The 18167-nt window shown below is 66.7% G+C and carries 18 protein-coding genes; 11 read left to right on the plus strand and 7 right to left on the minus strand.

Annotated features, from left to right (window positions below):
• The first annotated feature begins 16 nt into the window (after positions 1 to 16).
• The 3 genes from glgA to ACPPVQ_RS11455 all read left to right on the plus strand — a co-directional run bounded on the left by glgA (position 17) and on the right by ACPPVQ_RS11455 (position 2388).
• Positions 17 to 1201, plus strand: coding sequence for a glycogen synthase (gene glgA / locus ACPPVQ_RS11445; protein WP_426515221.1), 1185 nt, complete (start codon positions 17 to 19; stop codon positions 1199 to 1201).
• Between the two features lie 22 nt (positions 1202 to 1223).
• On the plus strand, positions 1224 to 2021 hold the full coding sequence (locus ACPPVQ_RS11450) for an ABC transporter ATP-binding protein (RefSeq protein ID WP_426515222.1): 798 nt from the start codon (positions 1224 to 1226) through the stop codon (positions 2019 to 2021).
• 115 nt (positions 2022 to 2136) lie between these two features.
• Entirely contained in the window at positions 2137 to 2388 is a 252-nt protein-coding gene (locus ACPPVQ_RS11455; protein ID WP_163289633.1) for a type B 50S ribosomal protein L31, read from the plus strand.
• Positions 2389 to 2571: 183 nt separating this feature from the next.
• Here the strand turns inward: ACPPVQ_RS11455 and ACPPVQ_RS11460 are convergent, their stop codons facing one another.
• A complete protein-coding gene (locus ACPPVQ_RS11460) occupies positions 2572 to 3258 on the minus strand; it encodes an exonuclease domain-containing protein (protein ID WP_426515223.1) in 687 nt (228 codons plus the stop codon).
• A gap of 61 nt (positions 3259 to 3319) precedes the next feature.
• Complete coding sequence (treS, locus tag ACPPVQ_RS11465; RefSeq protein ID WP_426515224.1) at positions 3320 to 5032, minus strand: maltose alpha-D-glucosyltransferase; 1713 nt, start codon at positions 5030 to 5032, stop codon at positions 3320 to 3322.
• Between the two features lie 147 nt (positions 5033 to 5179).
• Here treS and ACPPVQ_RS11470 point away from each other — a divergent pair, with 147 nt between their 5' ends.
• Together ACPPVQ_RS11470 and ACPPVQ_RS11475 are read left to right on the plus strand one after the other, a co-directional pair.
• Positions 5180 to 6103, plus strand: coding sequence for an alpha/beta fold hydrolase (locus tag ACPPVQ_RS11470; protein WP_426515225.1), 924 nt, complete (start codon positions 5180 to 5182; stop codon positions 6101 to 6103).
• Positions 6100 to 7194: a glycosyltransferase family 4 protein gene (locus ACPPVQ_RS11475; RefSeq protein WP_426515226.1), complete on the plus strand. Its 1095-nt coding sequence runs from the start codon at positions 6100 to 6102 to the stop codon at positions 7192 to 7194. The genes ACPPVQ_RS11470 and ACPPVQ_RS11475 overlap by 4 nt, the downstream gene beginning before the upstream one ends.
• A 20-nt stretch (positions 7195 to 7214) precedes the next feature.
• Here ACPPVQ_RS11475 and ACPPVQ_RS11480 read toward each other — a convergent pair whose 3' ends face one another.
• Both ACPPVQ_RS11480 and ACPPVQ_RS11485 read right to left on the minus strand, forming a co-directional pair.
• Positions 7215 to 7814 (minus strand): histidine phosphatase family protein, encoded by a 600-nt coding sequence (locus ACPPVQ_RS11480; RefSeq protein ID WP_426515227.1) that lies wholly within the window; start codon positions 7812 to 7814, stop codon positions 7215 to 7217.
• Positions 7815 to 7894: 80 nt separating this feature from the next.
• Entirely contained in the window at positions 7895 to 8743 is an 849-nt protein-coding gene (locus ACPPVQ_RS11485; RefSeq protein ID WP_426515228.1) for a Sir2 family NAD-dependent protein deacetylase, read from the minus strand.
• A gap of 127 nt (positions 8744 to 8870) precedes the next feature.
• Here ACPPVQ_RS11485 and ACPPVQ_RS11490 point away from each other — a divergent pair, with 127 nt between their 5' ends.
• A complete protein-coding gene (locus ACPPVQ_RS11490; protein ID WP_426515229.1) occupies positions 8871 to 9680 on the plus strand; it encodes a TrmH family RNA methyltransferase in 810 nt (269 codons plus the stop codon).
• Here ACPPVQ_RS11490 and ACPPVQ_RS11495 read toward each other — a convergent pair.
• A complete protein-coding gene (locus ACPPVQ_RS11495) occupies positions 9677 to 10015 on the minus strand; it encodes a hypothetical protein (RefSeq protein WP_426515230.1) in 339 nt (112 codons plus the stop codon). The two genes, ACPPVQ_RS11490 and ACPPVQ_RS11495, sit on opposite strands and share 4 nt — an antisense overlap.
• A 136-nt stretch (positions 10016 to 10151) precedes the next feature.
• Here ACPPVQ_RS11495 and ACPPVQ_RS11500 point away from each other — a divergent pair, with 136 nt between their 5' ends.
• Entirely contained in the window at positions 10152 to 10652 is a 501-nt protein-coding gene (locus tag ACPPVQ_RS11500; protein WP_426515231.1) for a GNAT family N-acetyltransferase, read from the plus strand.
• A gap of 93 nt (positions 10653 to 10745) precedes the next feature.
• Positions 10746 to 12002: a D-alanyl-D-alanine carboxypeptidase family protein gene (locus ACPPVQ_RS11505; protein WP_426515232.1), complete on the plus strand. Its 1257-nt coding sequence runs from the start codon at positions 10746 to 10748 to the stop codon at positions 12000 to 12002.
• A gap of 29 nt (positions 12003 to 12031) precedes the next feature.
• Here ACPPVQ_RS11505 and ACPPVQ_RS11510 read toward each other — a convergent pair whose 3' ends face one another.
• Both ACPPVQ_RS11510 and ACPPVQ_RS11515 read right to left on the minus strand, forming a co-directional pair.
• On the minus strand, positions 12032 to 12829 hold the full coding sequence (locus ACPPVQ_RS11510) for an SGNH/GDSL hydrolase family protein (RefSeq protein WP_426515233.1): 798 nt from the start codon (positions 12827 to 12829) through the stop codon (positions 12032 to 12034).
• Between the two features lie 25 nt (positions 12830 to 12854).
• Entirely contained in the window at positions 12855 to 14585 is a 1731-nt protein-coding gene (locus tag ACPPVQ_RS11515; protein ID WP_426515234.1) for a SulP family inorganic anion transporter, read from the minus strand.
• Between the two features lie 106 nt (positions 14586 to 14691).
• Here ACPPVQ_RS11515 and ACPPVQ_RS11520 point away from each other — a divergent pair, with 106 nt between their 5' ends.
• From ACPPVQ_RS11520 to ACPPVQ_RS11530, 3 genes are read left to right on the plus strand one after another with little or no spacing between them, the layout of a single operon-like run.
• Positions 14692 to 15510 carry a mechanosensitive ion channel family protein gene (locus ACPPVQ_RS11520; RefSeq protein ID WP_426515235.1) on the plus strand — a complete coding sequence of 273 codons (819 nt, stop codon included), beginning with the start codon at positions 14692 to 14694 and terminating at the stop codon, positions 15508 to 15510.
• 58 nt (positions 15511 to 15568) lie between these two features.
• Positions 15569 to 17398: a DEAD/DEAH box helicase gene (locus ACPPVQ_RS11525; RefSeq protein ID WP_426515236.1), complete on the plus strand. Its 1830-nt coding sequence runs from the start codon at positions 15569 to 15571 to the stop codon at positions 17396 to 17398.
• Between the two features lie 37 nt (positions 17399 to 17435).
• Positions 17436 to 18158 carry a VIT1/CCC1 transporter family protein gene (locus tag ACPPVQ_RS11530; protein ID WP_426515237.1) on the plus strand — a complete coding sequence of 241 codons (723 nt, stop codon included), beginning with the start codon at positions 17436 to 17438 and terminating at the stop codon, positions 18156 to 18158.
• Positions 18159 to 18167 lie beyond the last annotated feature (9 nt).

Consider the following 18167-nt stretch of genomic DNA (forward strand, 5'->3'; position numbering starts at 1 on the left):
TACTAGCGTTCAGATCATGCGAGTCGATCTGCTCACCCGTGAATACCCGCCGGAGATCTACGGGGGTGCCGGGGTGCACGTCGCCGAGCTGGTCCGGGCTCTCCGGGTCGACACCGATGTGGTCGTGCGGTGTTTCGGCGCCCCTCGCGACGAACCCGACACGTACGCCTACAGTGTCCCGGTCGAGCTCAGTGCGGCCAACGGTGCGATCACGACGCTTGGCGTCGACCTGCGGATGGCCCAGGACGCAGGCGGCGCCGACCTGGTGCACTCGCACACCTGGTACGCGAACGCCGCAGGGCAGCTTGCGTCACTGCTCCACGGCATCCCGCACGTCATCACCGCCCACAGTCTCGAACCGCTCCGGCCCTGGAAGGCCGAGCAGCTCGGCGGCGGATACCGCGTATCGAGCTGGATCGAGAAGTCGGCGTTCGAATCAGCGGATGCGGTCATCGCCGTCAGCGAAGGCATGCGGCGAGACATGCTGCGCAGCTACCCGGCACTCGACCCCGACAAGGTGAAAGTCGTCTACAACGGCATCGACCTCAACCGGTGGCAGCCTCTCGAAGACGACGACCTCGCGCGGTCGCTCGGCGTCGACCCCGACAAGCCCGCTGTGGTCTTCGTCGGGCGCATCACCCGGCAGAAGGGCCTGCCGTACCTGCTCAGGGCCGCGCGCCTCCTCCCCGTCGACGTCCAGGTCGTGCTGTGCGCCGGCGCGCCGGACACCCCGGAGATCATGGCAGAAGTGACACGCGGCGTCGAAGCCCTCCAGGCCGAACGGGCCGGGGTCGTGTGGATCGACCGCCTGCTCAGCCAGACCGAACTGCGTGCGGTGCTCACCGCATCCACGGTGTTCGTGTGCCCCTCGATTTATGAACCACTCGGCATCGTGAACCTCGAGGCCATGGCCTGCGGGCTGCCCGTCGTCGGAACCGCGACCGGCGGCATCCCCGAAGTCATCATCGACGGCGTGACCGGCCGCCTCGTGCCCATCGAACAGCTGCAGGACGGCACCGGAACACCCACCAATCCGGACGCATTCGTCGCGGAGCTCGCTGCCGCCCTGATCGAGGTCGTCGGCGACCGCGACAGGGCCGCGCTGATGGGAAGCGCGGGCAGGCTGCGCGCCGAAACAGCGTTCAGCTGGACCTCCATCGCCGACCAGACACGAGACATCTACCGGTCGCTTCTCGCCTGAGAACGCCCGGTAGGCTAGAACCATGGCCAGCGTTCTCAAGCTCACAGATGTGTCCATCGTCCGCGACGAGAATACGATTCTCGACAGTGTGAACTGGACCGTCGAGCCGGATCAGCGGTGGGTGATCCTCGGTCCGAACGGCGCCGGCAAGACGACGCTGCTGCAGATCGCCGCCGCTGCGTTGCACCCGACGAGCGGCAAAGCCGACGTGCTGGGGGAGCGGCTCGGCAAGAGCGACCTCGCTGAGCTGCGTCCGCGACTGGGGTTCGCTTCGAGCGCCATGGCACGTCGGATTCCGCGCAACGAGACCGTGCTCGACGTGGTCATGACGGCTGCCTATGCGGTCACCGGCCGCTGGAACGAAGAATACGAAGAGATCGACGAGCGTCGCGCGCACCGGGTGCTCAACGAGTGGAACCTCGACCACTTGTCGGAGCGAGCATTCGGCACGCTCAGCGACGGCGAGCAGAAACGTGTGCAGATCGCGCGTGCCGTCATGACCGACCCTGAGATCCTCCTCCTCGACGAACCGGCCGCGAGCCTCGACCTGGGCGGACGCGAGGAACTGCTCCAGCTGCTCGGCGGCTTCGCCAGTGACCCCCGGTCGCCGGCCATCGTGATGGTCACGCACCACGTCGAAGAGATCCCGCTCGGCTTCCGCAACGCACTCCTGCTCCGCAAGGGCGGCATCGTCGCGCAGGGCCCGATCGACACCGTGATCACGTCCGAGAAGCTGAGCGACACGTTCGGCCTCGGCATCGAACTGGCCGAATCGGATGGCCGCTACAGTGCGCGTGCGTCCGGCGCGGCGGACTCCTGAACCATCTGCTAAACTCGATAGCTGGCCCACGAGCCACCATGCTTCTCGCCCCGCGCGACACACGTGCAGCGCAGCGGGCAAGACACCCTAATCACTACGTAACAAGGAAGTCCTGATGAAGACTGACATTCACCCCGCGTACGCTCCGGTGGTTTTCCGCGACCTGGCCTCGGGTGCGACGTTCCTTACCCGTTCCACGGTGACGAGCGACAAGACGATCGAGTGGGAAGACGGCAACACCTACCCGGTGATCGACGTCGAAATCTCGTCCGAGTCGCACCCGTTCTACACCGGCAAGCAGCGCATCCTCGACTCGGCCGGCCGCGTCGAGAAGTTCAACTCGCGTTACAAGGGCTTCGGCAAGTAACCACCTGGCAACGACATGGCGATCGGCTACGGCCGGTCGCCTTTTCGTGCGCGCGGGAGCTGAAAGGATCGCACCGCGCTCCCGCGACGCCAGCGCCGACGCAGCTATGCTTCCGAGGCGCCGAGGCAGCGTAGCTGCCGAGGGTGCCAAGCCGGCTGCGCCGCCGAGGACTAGGGCTGCCCCTCAGCGCACCGGCCAGGTACCGGATGCCGTGAACAGCGGGTTGTGTTCCTTGCGCATGTAGGCTTGGAAGTCTTCAGCCTGCTCGAGGCTCCACTGCACCTGGCGGAGGTGCAAGTCGGCGGCCTCGAGGGCGAGTTCTTCGGTATGAACCCGGGCGAGGGCCTGAGCGACCCGGCCCGCGGCGATCGCATCGGCGCCTGCGTCGTGCGCGTCGGTCAGGTCGACGCCGTAGAACATCGCTGTCAGCTCGAGTGTGCGCTTGCCTTTGCGGTATTTGTCGACGGCCTTGTCGATCACGAGAGGGTCGATGATCGGGCCGGGAGCACTCAGCGGCAGGATGCCGTACCGGAGCGCTTCGCGGTTCAGCAACGTGAAATCGTATGGTGCGTTGTATGCGACGACGGGTGTGCCGCGTTCGAAGACCGTACGAAGCGCAGAGACGATCTGAGCGACGGCCTCGGCGGCGGGGAGACCGCGGGTTCGTGCATGCTCCGTGGTGATGCCGTGCACCGCCGTCGCCTCGACCGGGATCTCGACGCCAGGGTCGACCAGCCAGTCGTTGCGCTGAACGACGATACCCTCGGCGTTCAACAGCCCGACGTGAGCCGACACGATGCGCGACGTTTCGACATCGATCCCCGTGGTCTCGAGATCGAATACGCCCAGTTCTTCGTGCCAGTTGCTCATGGATCAAGGCTAGGCGAGACCACCGTCACTGCCGTGCGGACACACGCCGCAGCTGCGCGAATCAGCCGCGCGCGGTCGGCTCGATGTGCAGCCAGTAGAAGTTCTGCGTGCCGAGAGTCAGGCTGAAGCGCCCGTCTTCGGCGACCGTCGGGAACTCGCCCCCGCCGAACAGGTCGTACAAGCGCGAGCCGGCGAACTCGGGAGCCTCGAGGGTGACCGCGACCGGGTTGTGGGCGAAACTGAACACGCACAGCACGTCCTCCGGCAGGTCGCCGAAATGCGTACCGCTGCCCGCATAGGAGCGGACGAACGCCAGCACCGACTCGTGGTCGGTCTGCAGCACGCGGATCGAGCCGAGCCCGAAGACCGGATGCGCTTTGCGCACGTGGATCACGTTGCGAATCCAGTGCAGCAGTGAGCGCGACTGGGCGAGCTGAGCTTCGACGTTGATCTGGTTGTAATGGTACACGAGCGACTGCACCACCGGCAGGAAGAGCTTGCCAGGATCGGCCGTCGAGAACCCGGCGTTGCGGTCCGGCGTCCACTGCATGGGCGTGCGCGAGCTGTCCCGGTCGGGCAGCCAGATGTTGTCGCCCATCCCGATCTCGTCGCCGTAGTAGAGGAACGGGCTGCCGGGGAGCGAGAAGAGCAGCGCGTGCGCGAGCTCCAGCTCGGCGCGCGAATTGTCGAGTAGCGGTGCCAGACGACGCCTGATGCCGATGTTGGCGCGCATCCGCGGGTCGTATGCGTACCAGCCGTACATCGCCTGCCGGTACTCCTCGCTGACCATTTCCAGCGTCAGCTCGTCGTGGTTGCGCAGGAACACGCCCCACCCCGCCGCCGGAGGGATGTCCGTCGTCTCGGACAGCACCCGCACGAGCTCGCCCGCCTGCTGTGACCTCAGCGAGTAGAAGATGCGCGGCATAACGGGGAAGTCGAACGCCATGTGGCATTCCGGCTCGTCTTCCGTTCCGAAGAAGGCGGCGACCTCGCGTGGCCACTGGTTGGCCTCTGCCACCATGATGCGTCCTGGGTAGTCGTGGTCGACCATCGACCGCAGCTTCTTGATGAATTCGTGGGTCGGCGGTTCGCCTTCGCCGTTGCCTTCGTCGGATTCGTAGAGGTAGGGGATCGCATCCAGCCTGAAGCCGTCGACACCCATGTCGAGCCAGTACCGCACAATGTCGAACATCGCCTCGTGCACGGCAGGGTTCTCGAAGTTCAGGTCAGGCTGGTGGGAGAAGAAGCGGTGGAAATAGAACTGGCGGCGCTCCGAGTCGAACGCCCAGTTGGAGTCTTCGGTGTCGATGAAGATGATGCGGATGTCCGGCCACTTGTCATCGGTGTCGTTCCAGACGTAGAAGTCGCCGTAGGGTCCCTCGGGGTCGGAGCGCGACTGGAGGAACCATTCGTGCTGGTCCGACGTGTGGTTCATGGGCAGATCGATGATCACGCGCATGTTGCGTTCGTGCGCCTTGGTGACAAGGTCTTTGAATTCGTCGATCGTGCCGAATTCGGGCAGGATCGTGCGGAAATCCGCCACGTCGTAGCCGCCGTCCCGCAGGGGCGACGTGAAGAACGGGGGCAGCCACAGTGCGTCGACGCCCAGCCACTGCAGGTAGTCGAGCTTCGCTGTGAGGCCCTGGAGGTCACCCGAGCCGTCGCCGTTGCTGTCGACGAAAGAGCGGATCATCACTTCGTAGAAGACGGAGCGGCGATACCACTGGGGGTCGAGAGTGAGTCCCGGCAACGTGATTGGCGCGGTGAAGCTCACGCTTCTCCTTTCGGGGGCCGTGGCATTCTGCAAGCGATTACAACCGTTCGAGTCTAGGTCTTACTACGGGTGCCGTGTCTAGTGTGCGCCTGTGCGCGGGCTCCGGATGTCCGGAGTGCGCGGTGCCGCTGCCTAAACTTGAGCCTGATGATCGCTTCCTCGCCCTACGACGACCGTCTCGGCCGTATTCCCGTGCGCGCGCGCGACGCCCGCGTCCTCGGCAGTACCACCCGGTATTGGGACTACGGCGATCCGGCCGCCTCCACGTCGATCGTGCTCGTGCACGGTTTCCGCGGCGACCACCACGGACTGGAGCCGGTCGTCGCCCATCTCGGCGGCTTCCGCCTGATCTCGCCTGACCTCCCGGGCTTCGGCGAATCCGAGCCGCTGCGCGACGCCCATCACGACATCGACGGGTACGCGCGCTGGCTCCGCGCTTTCGTCGCCGCGCTGCACCTGCAGGGGCGCGTCGTGATCCTCGGGCACTCGTTCGGGTCGATCGTCGTCTCCGCCGCTCTTGCCGGTCGCGATGTACCCGACGCGTTGCACCCGCACGACGTCGTGCTGGTGAACCCGATCGCCGCGCCCGCCCTGAAAGGCCCTCGCGGCATCCTCACCCGCCTCGCCGTCTTCTACTACTGGCTCGCGTCGGTGCTGCCGGAGAAGCTCGGCTTCGCCCTGCTGCGCAACGGCCTCATCGTGCGCGTGATGAGCGTGACGATGGCGAAGACCGACGACAAGGCCCTGCGCCGCTGGATCCACGACCAGCACGACCGCTACTTCAGCGCATTCTCCGATCGACGCGTCGTGCTCGAGGCGTTCCGGGCATCGGTGAGCAGCGATGTGAGCGAGTTCGCGCCGCGCATTCCGGAACGCACCCTGCTGATCGCAGCCGACAAAGACGACATCACTCCTGTCGCGGCCCAGCAGCGGCTGGTGACGCTGTTCCCGGATGCACGCCTGCACGTCATCGCGGATGTCGGCCACCTCATCCACTACGAGGTCCCCGCAGAGGCCGCCGGACAGATCACGGCGTTCCTGGCCCAGCCGACGGGGGACGGCACGCGATGAAGATCGTCTTCGACTGCCGCTACACCCGCATTGGGCGCCACGACGGCATCAGCCGCTACACCGCCGGACTGGTCACAGCACTCGCAAAGCTGCACCCGGTCACGATGCTGATCAGCGACCACCGCCAGCTCGACATGCTCCCCGATCTGCCGTGGGAGCTCGTGAGCGCACCGACGAGCGCGAACGAGCCGTTCGTCGCCCGCCAGGTCAACAAGCTCGCGCCAGACGTCGTCTTCACCCCCATGCAGACGATGGGCGGGTGGGGCCGCGACTACCGGCTCGTGCTCACCGTGCACGACCTCATCTACTACCGCAACCGCACCCCACCGCGCGACCTGGCCTGGCCGATCCGGCTGCTGTGGCGCCTGTACCATCTCGCGTGGTGGCCGCAGCGGATGCTGCTGAACCGGTCGGATGCGGTCGTCACCGTCTCGCAGACCACGAAGAACCTCATCGCGGAGCACCATCTGACCCGCCGGCCGGTCTCGGTCGTCATGAACGCGGCCGACGCACCCGGAGCTGCACATGCGGCATCCGTCGTGCGAACCGCGCCGGTGTCGCGGAGTCTCGTCTACATGGGCTCGTTCATGCCGTACAAGAACGTGGACACCCTCGTGCGTGCCGTAGCCAAGCTCCCCGGCTACGAGCTCCACCTGATGAGCCGGATCGGCGAACGAGAGCGTGAACGCCTGAGCGCGATCGCACCGGGCGCCCGCATCGTGTTCCACAATGGGGCCAGCGACGACGAGTACACGCAGGCGCTGCGCGACGCGACGGCCCTGGTGACCGCATCGCTCGACGAAGGCTTCGGCATCCCGCTGGTGGAGTCGATGACCCTGGGGACTCCGGTCGTCGTCAGCGACATCCCGATCTTCCGTGAGATCGGGGGAGAGTCGGCGCTCTACTTCGAACCGACGTCGGCCGACGACCTGGTCGCGCGCATCCGCGACCTCGAGGCTCCCGGCGTGTGGGCGGAACGATCAGCAGCGTCCGAGCGCGAGGCCTCGCGGTTCACCTGGGATGCGTCGGCGGAGCACCTGCTGACGGTGCTGACGGCCGCTGCGGCACGCTCACGGCGCCGCCTCGGCTGAGCGGAGTGGGCTGAGCCGCGCTACAGCACCGACGCGGTGAACAGGTCGCGCTCTTCGAGGCCGACGTTGAACCGGTCGAGTTCGAGCCGTCCATCGCGGTAGATGAACGTGTGGACAGACCCGTTGGGAATGACCTCTCCGGGTCCGGGGAGCGCGTGATCGGTGACATGGCGCACGAGCGACCCGATCACTCCGCCATGGCTCACGACGATGAGCGATTGACCGTCGTGGCGTTCGGCGAGCTCGACCAGGGCGGGCAGCGCGCGCTCGACGACGGCTTCGCGGCTTTCGCGGCCTGGCACCGGCATCCCTTCGGGCCACCGGGCGAGGATCTCGGCGCCTGTCAGCCCTTCCGCCTCGCCGTAGCGTCGTTCGGCTATCCCGGCGAGGGGTGTCGGGTCGCCGAGATCGACGCGTGCGGCGATGATGTCGGCCGTCTCGCTGGCGCGGCTGAGCGGACTCGTGTAGATCGCATCCCACGCGCCGGCGGCGAGTGCGCGACCCGTCGCCTCCGCCTGCGCGCGCCCGGTCGCATTCAACGGCACGTCGGTCGAGCCCTGGATGCGTTTGGCCAGGTTCCAGTCGGTCTGGCCGTGGCGCACGAGAGACAGTCTGGTCACGCACATCCCTTTCCCGGGACGGCCGGCCGGCGTCATCCGCCGCCGCGTGCGCGGGGAGATCGCACCCCGGGGGTGCGCGATCAGGCGGTGAGCCGGGCGGAGAGCTCAACGAGCGTCTCCGTCGTCCCTGCGTCCAGCTTAACCGTGGCTCGCGTGTCGCCCTTGGTGACTCCGCGGTTCACGATCACGATGGGGATGCGCCTGCGCCTGGCCTGCTCGAGCAGTCGGATGCCCGAATTGACCACCAGGGACGAACCGGCGATGAGCAGCGCGTCCGAGCGCTGCACGAGCGCACTCGCCTCGCGGTACTTCTCGGCCGGGATGAACTCGCCGAAGAAGACGACGTCGGGCTTCAGCCGGCCACCGCAGACCGTGCAGTCCGGCACGACGAATGCGTCGATGTCTGTGACGATCGCGTCGCCGTCCGGGGCGATCTCCACCGCCTCCGGCTGGTCGAGCCAGGGGTTCGCTTCTTCGATGCGCGACGCGACGCTTTCGCGCGCGAAGACCTGGCCGCAGTTCAGGCAGAGCACCCGGTCCATCGCACCGTGCAGGTCGACGACTTTGCGCGATCCAGCACGAGTGTGAAGCCCGTCGACGTTCTGGGTGATGACACCGGTCAGTGCGCCACCCGCTTCGAGCAGCGCCAGCGCACGGTGGCCGTCGTTCGGCTCGGCCGCACGGAAGCGTCGATAGCCAAGGTGGCTTCCGGCCCAGTAGCGCTTGCGGTGGGTGTCGCTTCCGAGGAACTGCTGGAACGTCATCGGCGTGCGCTGCGGCGCGCCTTCGCCCCGGTAGTCGGGGATGCCGGAGTCTGTGCTGACGCCCGCGCCGGTCAGCACAGCGAACCGCCGCGAGGATAAGAGTTCGGCGGCACGGTCGAGGTCGCGCTCCACCTGGGCGTCCGTTTCGGTCACCAGTGCAGTCATCCCACCCTCCGCATCCGGATGCGCCGAAACGCACCGTACTTCCTGAGTGTAAACACACCAGTTTTCCGGTTTGTTTCCGGCAACTGGCAATCTAGGAGCGCGACGGACTCAGGAAGGCGGCACGAACGTGCTCATCACGCGCATCAGCGACCTCAGCGACCCCGCACTCGACGACTACTCCCGGCTCACCGATGTCGCATTGAGGCGTGTCAGCGAGCCGGCAGGCGGTCTCTACATCGCCGAATCGACGAAAGTGATCACCCGCGCGATCGCCGCCGGTCACCGCCCGCGCTCAGTGCTCCTCCAAGAGCAGTGGCTGCCCGACGTGGAGCCGCTCCTGGCAGGGTTTCCCGACGTTCCCGTGTTCGTGGGCGACAGCCCGCTGCTCGAACGCCTCACGGGCTACCACCTGCACCGCGGTGCGCTTGCCGCGATGCATCGACCGGAGCTTCCCGACCCGCGCGACCTGCTCCGGTCGGCGACGAGGGTCGTCGTGCTCGAAGACATCGTCGACCACACGAACGTCGGCGCAATCGTGCGAAATTGCGCAGCACTCGGGGCGGATGCAATTCTGGTAACGCCGCGATGCGCCGACCCGTTGTACCGCCGAAGTGTTCGGGTATCGATGGGTACGATCTTCCAGGTGCCGTGGACGCGAATTGATCCGTGGCCCGATGGTCTGTCAGTTCTGAGGGAGCACGGCTTCGTCACTGCGGCGCTGGCTCTCAGTGATAGCTCGATCGGCCTCGACGAGCTCGCCGCCGATCTCCCTGATCGCCTCGCCTTGATTCTCGGAAGTGAAGGGGATGGGTTGAGCAAACGCACCGTCGCGAACTCCGACCTGACCGTCCGGATCCCGATGAGGGGCGGCGTCGATTCGCTTAACGTTGCCGCTGCGTCTGCCGTCGCTCTCTGGGCGACACAAGCCGGGAGTTAGCGCGGCCCAAACGCTGACGGAAGCGAAGTGAAACCTCCGCGTGGGTCGGGCGACGGCTCGGGCTCGTCGAAATGCGGGTTCGCAGCGCCCGGAAGGCTCTGCGGCACTACCCGATTTCGCGCCGCGGCGACGATCGCAACAATCATCGCTGCAAGGAGCGCGGCACCGACGACGACGAGGATCCAGCCGACAGGGTTTCCGGAGATCACCATGACGACACCGACCGGACCGGTGAGCCACGCGCCAATTCCAGTCACGATCGCCAGGCCTACGAGTAGCCCGAACCGCCTCCGGCGACGCTGTACCCGCTCGAACTCTTCTACCAGTGTGTTCATGTGAGGTACCCCCTTGTCCACAACCTACTCGATGTGAGCCGCACTGTGGAGCATTGATTCCAACCCGCTCATCAGGACTTTCGTGCAAGTCGAACGCCATGCTCCTGAACTGCGCGCCCTCGGATACGCTCGGGGAATGGACGACCGGGTCTCGCTCCGACGTGCCGGGGCCGCGGACGCCGAGGCGCTGACGCTCATCGCTCGCGCCGCGTACGGGAAGTACGTTCCCCGGATCGGGCGGGAACCCGCGCCGATGCTGACCGATTACGCGCAGCTCGTCGACGCGACACGCGTCTGGCTCGCAGAAGACGGTGGCCGACCGGTCGGCTTTCTCGTGACGCGGCCCGAACCGGGCTGCCTCCTCGTTGAGATCGTCGCCGTCAGCCCCGCCGAACAGGGGCGCGGAATCGGTGCGTGCCTCCTCGAACGAGCCGAGCTCGACGCGATCGAAGCGGATCGGGATGAGATCCGCCTGTACACGAACGAAGCCATGACGGAGAACCTCGCCTACTACCCGCGTCACGGCTATCGCGAGACGCATCGGGCGACCGAAGACGGTTACCGAAGGGTCTTCTTCAGCAAATCGCTGCAGCGGTCACCACGGGGGACACGCCCGCATCTCGACCGCCCGGCGTGACCAGCGGTCCCGTCACGCGGGATTCGGGGCGGTCTTGCGACGCTCGGAGGCCTTTCAGGGCATCCACTGGAAGCTCGCATTATGATCTAACGCGTGCCAGACCAGCCCCGCCGTGAGACACGTGAGACGACGAAGCGTCGCACGTACCGCAGGCGGCGCATCGTCGTGTTCGGCATCGTCGGCCTGTTCCTGGTCGGTGTGATGTACGTGACGGGCTCGCTCGTCGCGCCGATGCCCGCGACCGCGGCCGTCACCGAACATGAGACGTCCATCGCCCAGCCCACCGCCCAGCTGTCGTGGCCCGGGTTCGGCGCCAGCGCGATCACTGCACTCGACTACCCGGGCGTATCTGAGTTCCACGGAACCAACGCGAGCCTTCCGATCGCCAGCATGACCAAGACGATCACGGCTTTGGTGATACTCGCGAAGAAACCACTCAAGGCGGGCGACGACGGGCCCAGCATCAGGTTCACGACGGCCGACGTCACGGTGTGGAATGACGTCATCGCCCAGGGCGGATCGTGGGCGCCGGTCGTGGCGGGCACGTCGATGAGCGAGAAGCAGGCACTCGAAGCGATGCTGCTCCCATCGGCCAACAACTACGCGATCTCGCTGGCGAACTGGGCATACGGAAGCGTGAATGCCTATCTCGCGGCCGCGAAATCCTGGATCGCCTCCCACAACCTCACCGGCACGCATGTGGTCGACGCGAGCGGGCTCGACCCCGGCAGCCGCAGCACCACCAAAGACCTCGTCGCCATCGGCAAGCTGGTGCTCGCCGACCCGGTTCTCCCGTCGATCGTCGCGACCAAAGAGGCGACGCTTCCCGGTGCCGGAACGCAGCAGAACACCAATGTGCTGCTCGGCGTAGACGGTATCGACGGCATCAAGACCGGAAACACCGACCAGGCCGGCAACTGCCTGATGTTCTCGGCCGATGTCGCTGTCGGCACCAGCAGGGTCCGGGTGCTCGGTGTCGTCGTGGGCGCACCGACACACGACGACCTGTGGGCGGCCGTGAAGTCGCTTCTCGTGAGCATGCAGAACGGCTTCCACGAGGTCGACGTGGCAACCGAAGGACAAGTCTTCGGAACCTATACGACAGTGTGGGGTGCGAAATCACAGCTCGTAGCGAGCTCTACCAAGATGTTCCTCGTGTGGTCGGACACACCGGTCACCGTGTCGATCCAGACCCGCCCGGTGCAGGTCGGCAACGCAGGCGACGTCGTCGGCGAAGTACAGTTCACCCTCAACGGCAAGACAGAGACGGCGCAGCTCGCACTCAAGTCGAAGCTGCCCGATCCCGGCTTCTGGTGGCGGATGGCGCACCCGGGCGGTCTCGGAGCCTGATCTTCGAGGCAGTCGTGCCGCCGCTGTGGCTAGTCGCCCGGGTAACCCGGGTACGCGAACGGCGCCGCCTCCGGACGTTTCGGCAGCACGTGGTCGCCGGACGACTGGTGTCGGATGCGACGGACCACCCAAGGCACCAGGTATTCGCGAGCCCACGAGAGGTCTTCGCCGCGCGCCTGCCGCCACGTCCGGACCGGCAGCGGCTCGGGTGCCATCGGTTGCAGGTCGTTCTCGACGTTGAGTGCGGCCAGCACCATCCGCGCCACCGTGTGGTGGCCGAGAGGAGCGAGGTGCAGGCGGTCGGGAGCCCACATCCGCGCATCCTGGATTTCGGAGAGCGACCATTGGTCGGCGACGATGCAGTCGTACCGCGCCGCGATGGCGCGCACGTTCTCGTTGTAGATCGCTACCTTGCCGCGGATACCACGGAACACGGTCGAGAAGCCGACATCAACGCCCGTGAACACGACGACCGTCGCTCCCTCCGCAGTCAGGCGTGAGACGGCCGCATCGAACAATGCGGCGATCTGGTCGGGGTCAGTGCCCGGGCGGATGACGTCGTTGCCGCCCGCAGAGATCGTCACCAGATCCGGGTGGAGGGCCAGTGCCGCTTCCACCTGCTCGTCGAGGATCTGCTTGATCAGCTTGCCGCGCACCGCCAGGTTCGCGTAGGCGAAATCGTCGGTCTGGCTGCTCAGTACTTCGGCGACGCGGTCGGCCCAGCCGCGATGACCGCCGGGGCTGCCGGGCTCCGGGTCACCGATGCCTTCGGTGAACGAGTCGCCCAGTGCGACGTAGCGGGACCAGGGATGCTGCGGTTCGGCCATGCTTCCATTCTGCACGCGTTCGGGGCTAGGCCTGAGCTGTGCCGTCCGGGGCGGTGTTCGCATCCGGATCCACAGCAGCGTCCAGCGCGGTCAGCCGGGCGATCGCATCCCGGGTCGTGCCATAGGTCGTCGTTCCTGCATCAAGCGCGAAATCGGCGAGGATGCGCGCAAGGTCTGGTCGGACCCGGCAGTATCCGAAGGTGAGACCGCGATCGCGCACCCATTGTTTCGTAGCCGCAACACTCTCGGCGCCGGTGACATCGATGTCCGTGATGGCTTCGCAGTCGATCACGACGTGGCGAAGCTCCGTGGGGGCGGCGGCCAGTACTGCCGTTTGGACGGCATCCTTGAACGCAGACGCGTTGGCGAAGAACACCTGCGCGGCAAAGCGGATGACGACGATCCCCGGCGCCGACACGAATCCATTCGACTGCACAGGGAGGATCGCTCCCGGAGCTGCTCCCTGGGCGTTCAGCACATCGACGGCAGGATCGGCGGCGCGTTTCGCCAGATTCACGAGCGCGAGGACGAAAGCGATCAGGATGCCCTGGATCGGGCCGATCAGGAGCGAGGACAGGAAACAGACGGCTGCCACCGCGAACTCGAATTTGCGTACGCGCCAGAGAGCAGCCATCTCGCGGAAGCCGAGGAGGGGCACGACGGCCACGGTGATGATCGCGCCGATCGCGGGGGAAGGGATGTGCTCGAGCACCCCCGTGCCGAAGACGACGAGGAGAAGCGTCGCGGCCGCCGTGACCAGGGCGGGCACCTGGGTTCGGGAGCCGGCCTGGTCCATCGCCGCAGTCCGCGAGGTCGACGACCCCATCGTGAAAGCGCCCGAGGCCCCTGCAGCGACGTTCGCCGCACCGAAAGCGAACAGGTCGCGATTGAGGTTCACCCGGTAGCCGCGCTTCGCCCCGTACGCGCGGGAGACGAGCAGGCCCTCGCCCATGGCGACGATGGTCAGGGCTGCCGCGCTCGGAATGAGCGCCGCCCAGGTGCCCCAGTCGAGCACCGGCCAGGTCAGCCTCGGCGCCCCGGCCTGTACCCTGCCGAGCACGGCGACTCCGGCTGCCTCGAGCCCGAAGGCTGTGGTCGCCAGTGTCGCGAGCCCCAGGGCGACCAGGGCCCAGGGAACACGGCCGAGCAGCCTGCGGCCGACGAGGATGATCGCAATGGAGCCCGCCGAGATCAGGACCGACCATCCGTTGAGGGTCGGAAGTCGCGTGATGAGTTGCCCCAGCTTGACGAGGAAGTCTTCACCCGATGCGATCTTCACGCCCAGCATCTTGGCGACCTGGTCGAGGAGGATGTCGAGGGCGAGACCCCCGACGAATCCAGTCAGGATCGGCTTGGACAGGAAATTGGCCAGGAAACCGAGCCTGAAGACCGCACAGGCGAAGAACATGACGCCGCCGATGATCGCCTGCGCCAGGGCGAGCGTCGCGTAATCCTTGCCACCGGCCACAGCGAGGCCGCCCAGGCTCGACGCGACGAGGGCGGACGCTGCGGCGTCGGGGGAGGCGACGAGCTGCCGCGACGAAGCGAACAGTGCCCAGACCACGGCCGGCACGATGAGTGCGTACAGCCCAGCGGTCGCGGGCAGGCCGGCGATCTGCGCGTAGCCGATGTTGACCGGAAGGGCTATCGCCAGCAGGGTGACACCGGCGAGCAGCTCCCGGCTCAGGTTGTGCACCGTGAGGCCGGGCAGAATCAGGCGGGGCCGTGGCTGCCCAGACATGACGTCGTCGCTCACCAATCGACCTCCCGATCGCGCCGGTGGTGCGAGCATAGTGCCGCACTGCACGCGGCGACCAGCGTGCCGACGGCGTACGGCGGGCACGTGCTGCTTTACTGCCGTCATGGACAAGATCGCGGCCTTCTTCGAAAGCGCGGACCTCTCGGGCTGGGACCTCCTCCTCGCGGTCCTCGCACTGATTGCCGGGTTCGTCTTCGGATCCCTCGCCAAGCGTGCCGTACTCGCCGTCGGACGAAAGTGGCCGAACGTGAGCAGTGCGCTCGTCGCCCTGCTCGCCCGGGTCGTGAAATACATCCTCGTCCTGCTCGGCGTCGGGGTCGCCCTCGCGTTCCTCGGTGCGAATCTGCAGCCCCTGATCGTCAGCATCATCATCGTCGGACTGATCGCCGCCCTTGCGCTGCGCGACATCGCCGGCAACTGGGGAGCCGCGATCGTGCTGCAGTCGCGGCGCCCGATCGATGTCGGCCAGTGGGTGGAGATCCAGGGCTACGTCGGAACCGTCCAGGACCTCACCGCGCGCTCCGTGATTGTCCACACCATCGACGGCCGCAGTGTGCACATCCCGAACTCCACGGTGGTCGACAATCCTCTCGTCAACCTCAGCGAACGGGGCGACCTGCGCACGAGCATCCAGGTGCGGATGCTGACGACCGAGACGTTCTCGACCCTGTCGGCTCTCGTCGCGCAGGCCGCCGCATCCGCCGAAGGTCTGCGCGACCGGCCCGTGCAGGTGCGGGCGACGCAGTCGGCGAGCGACCGGATGACGCTCGGCGTCGACTTCTGGCACGATCCTTCGGCGTGGGAGGTCGTAACGTCCAACGTCGTCGTCGCAGTGACGAACGCCCTGAAAGATGCGGGAATCGACGCGACAGTCACGTCGCTCGAGACGGCTGACCCGATCATCCCGCAGCCGTCGGTCTGAGAGCCCGGGCCGCACACCCGGCCGAAGCTGTCGGTGGGAGCCGGTAAATTGGTTCCAAGTGGATACACCGACCTCGCCCCCGACACCCGAACGCCAGGGTGCGCATGTCGGTACCTTCGCGGCGGAACACCTGTCGCCGTCCTTCCCCGAGCGCGCGGCGTGGGGAACGGCGAGCAAGCTCCGTGCCTGGCAGGCGGAAGCGCTCGACGCCTACTTCGTGCACCAGCCGCGTGACTTCCTCGCGGCCGCAACACCCGGTGCAGGCAAGACCACTTTCGCCCTCCGGCTCGCGACGGAACTCCTTGCGCGGCGTGTCATCGAACGCGTTACTGTCGTCGCACCCACCGAGCACCTCAAGCGGCAGTGGGCCGAAGCGGCCGAGCGGGTGGGCATCCGCCTCGACCCGACCTTCAGGAACGCTGACGGCCGTTACGGCCGGCACTACAAGGGCGTCGCGGTCACCTACGCCCAGGTCGCCATGCGGCCGAGCCTGCACCGTGACATCACCGACGCGTACCGCACGCTCGTCATCCTCGACGAAGTTCATCACGGGGGAGACGCCCTCAGTTGGGGCGACGGCATCCGCGAAGCCTTCGAGACCGCGACCCGGCGGCTCGCACTCACGGGAACACCGTTCCGGTCTGACACCGCGCCTATCCCGTTCGTGACGTACCTGCCCGACCGGCACGGCATCCGCACCTCGCAGACCGACTACAACTACGGCTACGGCCGTGCCCTCGAAGACGGCGTCGTGCGCCCGGTCATCTTCATGATCTATGCGGGCCACATGCGCTGGCGCACCAAAGCGGGCGACGAAATGGAGGCGCGCCTCGGCGAAGGCAACACGAAAGACATCACCTCGCAGGCGTGGCGTACGGCGCTCGACCCGAAAGGCGAATGGATACCCGCGGTACTGAGTGCCGCCAACCGCCGGCTCACAGAGGTACGCAACTCGATCCCGGATGCCGGCGGCCTCGTCATCGCCACCGACCACTACACCGCGCGTGCATATGCCGACATCCTGCGCCAGCTCACCGGTGAACCGGTCACCGTCGTCCTCTCCGATGAGAAAGAGGCCAGCGACCGCATCGAAGAGTTCTCGAAAGGGACCTCGCGGTGGATGGTCGCCGTGCGCATGGTCTCTGAAGGCGTCGACGTGCCACGGCTGTCCGTGGGTGTGTACGCGACCAGCGCATCCACGCCTCTGTTCTTCGCACAGGCGATCGGGCGCTTCGTGCGCGCCCGGCGCCGAGGCGAGACCGCTTCGGTGTTTCTGCCGAACGTGCCGATGCTCATGAGCCTCGCCGCGCAGCTCGAACTCGAGCGCGACCACGCACTCGACCGCATCCGCACCGGCGACGAGGAGGGGGACCTCTACAACCCCGAAGACGCCATGGTCGCCGAAGCCAACCGCGACGACAAAGCGTCCGACCGGCTCGAGGATCTCTTCGCGTTCGAAGCGCTCGCCTCTGAGGCGAACTTCGACCGGGTGCTGTACGACGGCGCGGAGTTCGGCAGCTACGCGGTGCCCGGGAGCGACGAAGAACACGACTTCATCGGGCTGCCGGGCATCCTCGAACCCGATCAGGTGCACGAACTCCTGACCCAGCGGCAGGCGCGCCAGGCGCGACGTGGCTCGTCGCGGCCCCAGCAGGGAGTAAGCGCCGAGAATGCGGCGCACCCGCCTGCGCCGCTCTACCGCAACCTCAAGGAGCAGCGGAGCCTGCTCAACAGTCTCGTCGGGCTCTATGCGAAGAACACGGGTGAGGCGCACGGGCTCGTGCACGCGGAGCTGCGCCGGGTGTGCGGGGGACCGGCGGTCGCGCAGGCCAGCGTGACCCAGCTTCAGGCACGTATCGACTTCCTTCGACGCCGTCTCGGATCCTGAGTCCGTGGATCTCCCTGCCACGTCTTAGGCTTTCGTCATGACTGCAGAGAACGGGATCCACGAGGACGAACCGCACCGGGAGGGCCTCGCGCAACGACTCAACTGGTTGCGTGCCGGTGTGCTCGGCGCAAACGACGGCATCGTTTCGGTCGCCGCGATCGTCGTCGGTGTCGCCGGTGCGACCAGTGCCATCGCGCCCATCCTCACGGCCGGTCTCGCCGGGCTCGTCGGTGGTGCCATCTCGATGGCTCTCGGCGAGTATGTCTCGGTGAGCAGCCAGCGCGACAGCGAGCATGCCCTCATCGAGAAGGAGAAACGCGAACTCGCCGAAATGCCGGAGGAGGAGTTCGAGGAACTCGCCGGGCTCTACGAAGCGAAAGGCCTTACACCTGCGACCGCACGACAGGTCGCTCACGAGCTGACCCAGCACGACGTGCTTGCGGCGCACCTTTCGGCGGAATTGAATATCGACCAGGACGACGTGGTCAGTCCGTGGCATGCTGCAATCGCATCCGCTGTCGCGTTCACGATCGGCGGGATCCTCCCGTTGTTGTCGATCCTGTTCCTGCCGCCTTCGATCCGTATCATCGTGACGTTCGTGGTGGTGCTGATCGCACTTGCGATCACCGGTTATGTCGCCGCCTACATCGGCGGAAGCTCCCGGGGCCGGGCGATGTTGCGTGTCGTCATCGGTGGCGCGCTGGCCCTGGTCGCGACGTTCCTCATCGGTTCGCTGCTCGGCACCACCGGGGTCGTGTGACGCTGCCGG

This window comes from Leifsonia sp. McL0618 (assembly GCF_049994905.1).
Lineage (GTDB): Bacteria > Actinomycetota > Actinomycetes > Actinomycetales > Microbacteriaceae > Diaminobutyricibacter.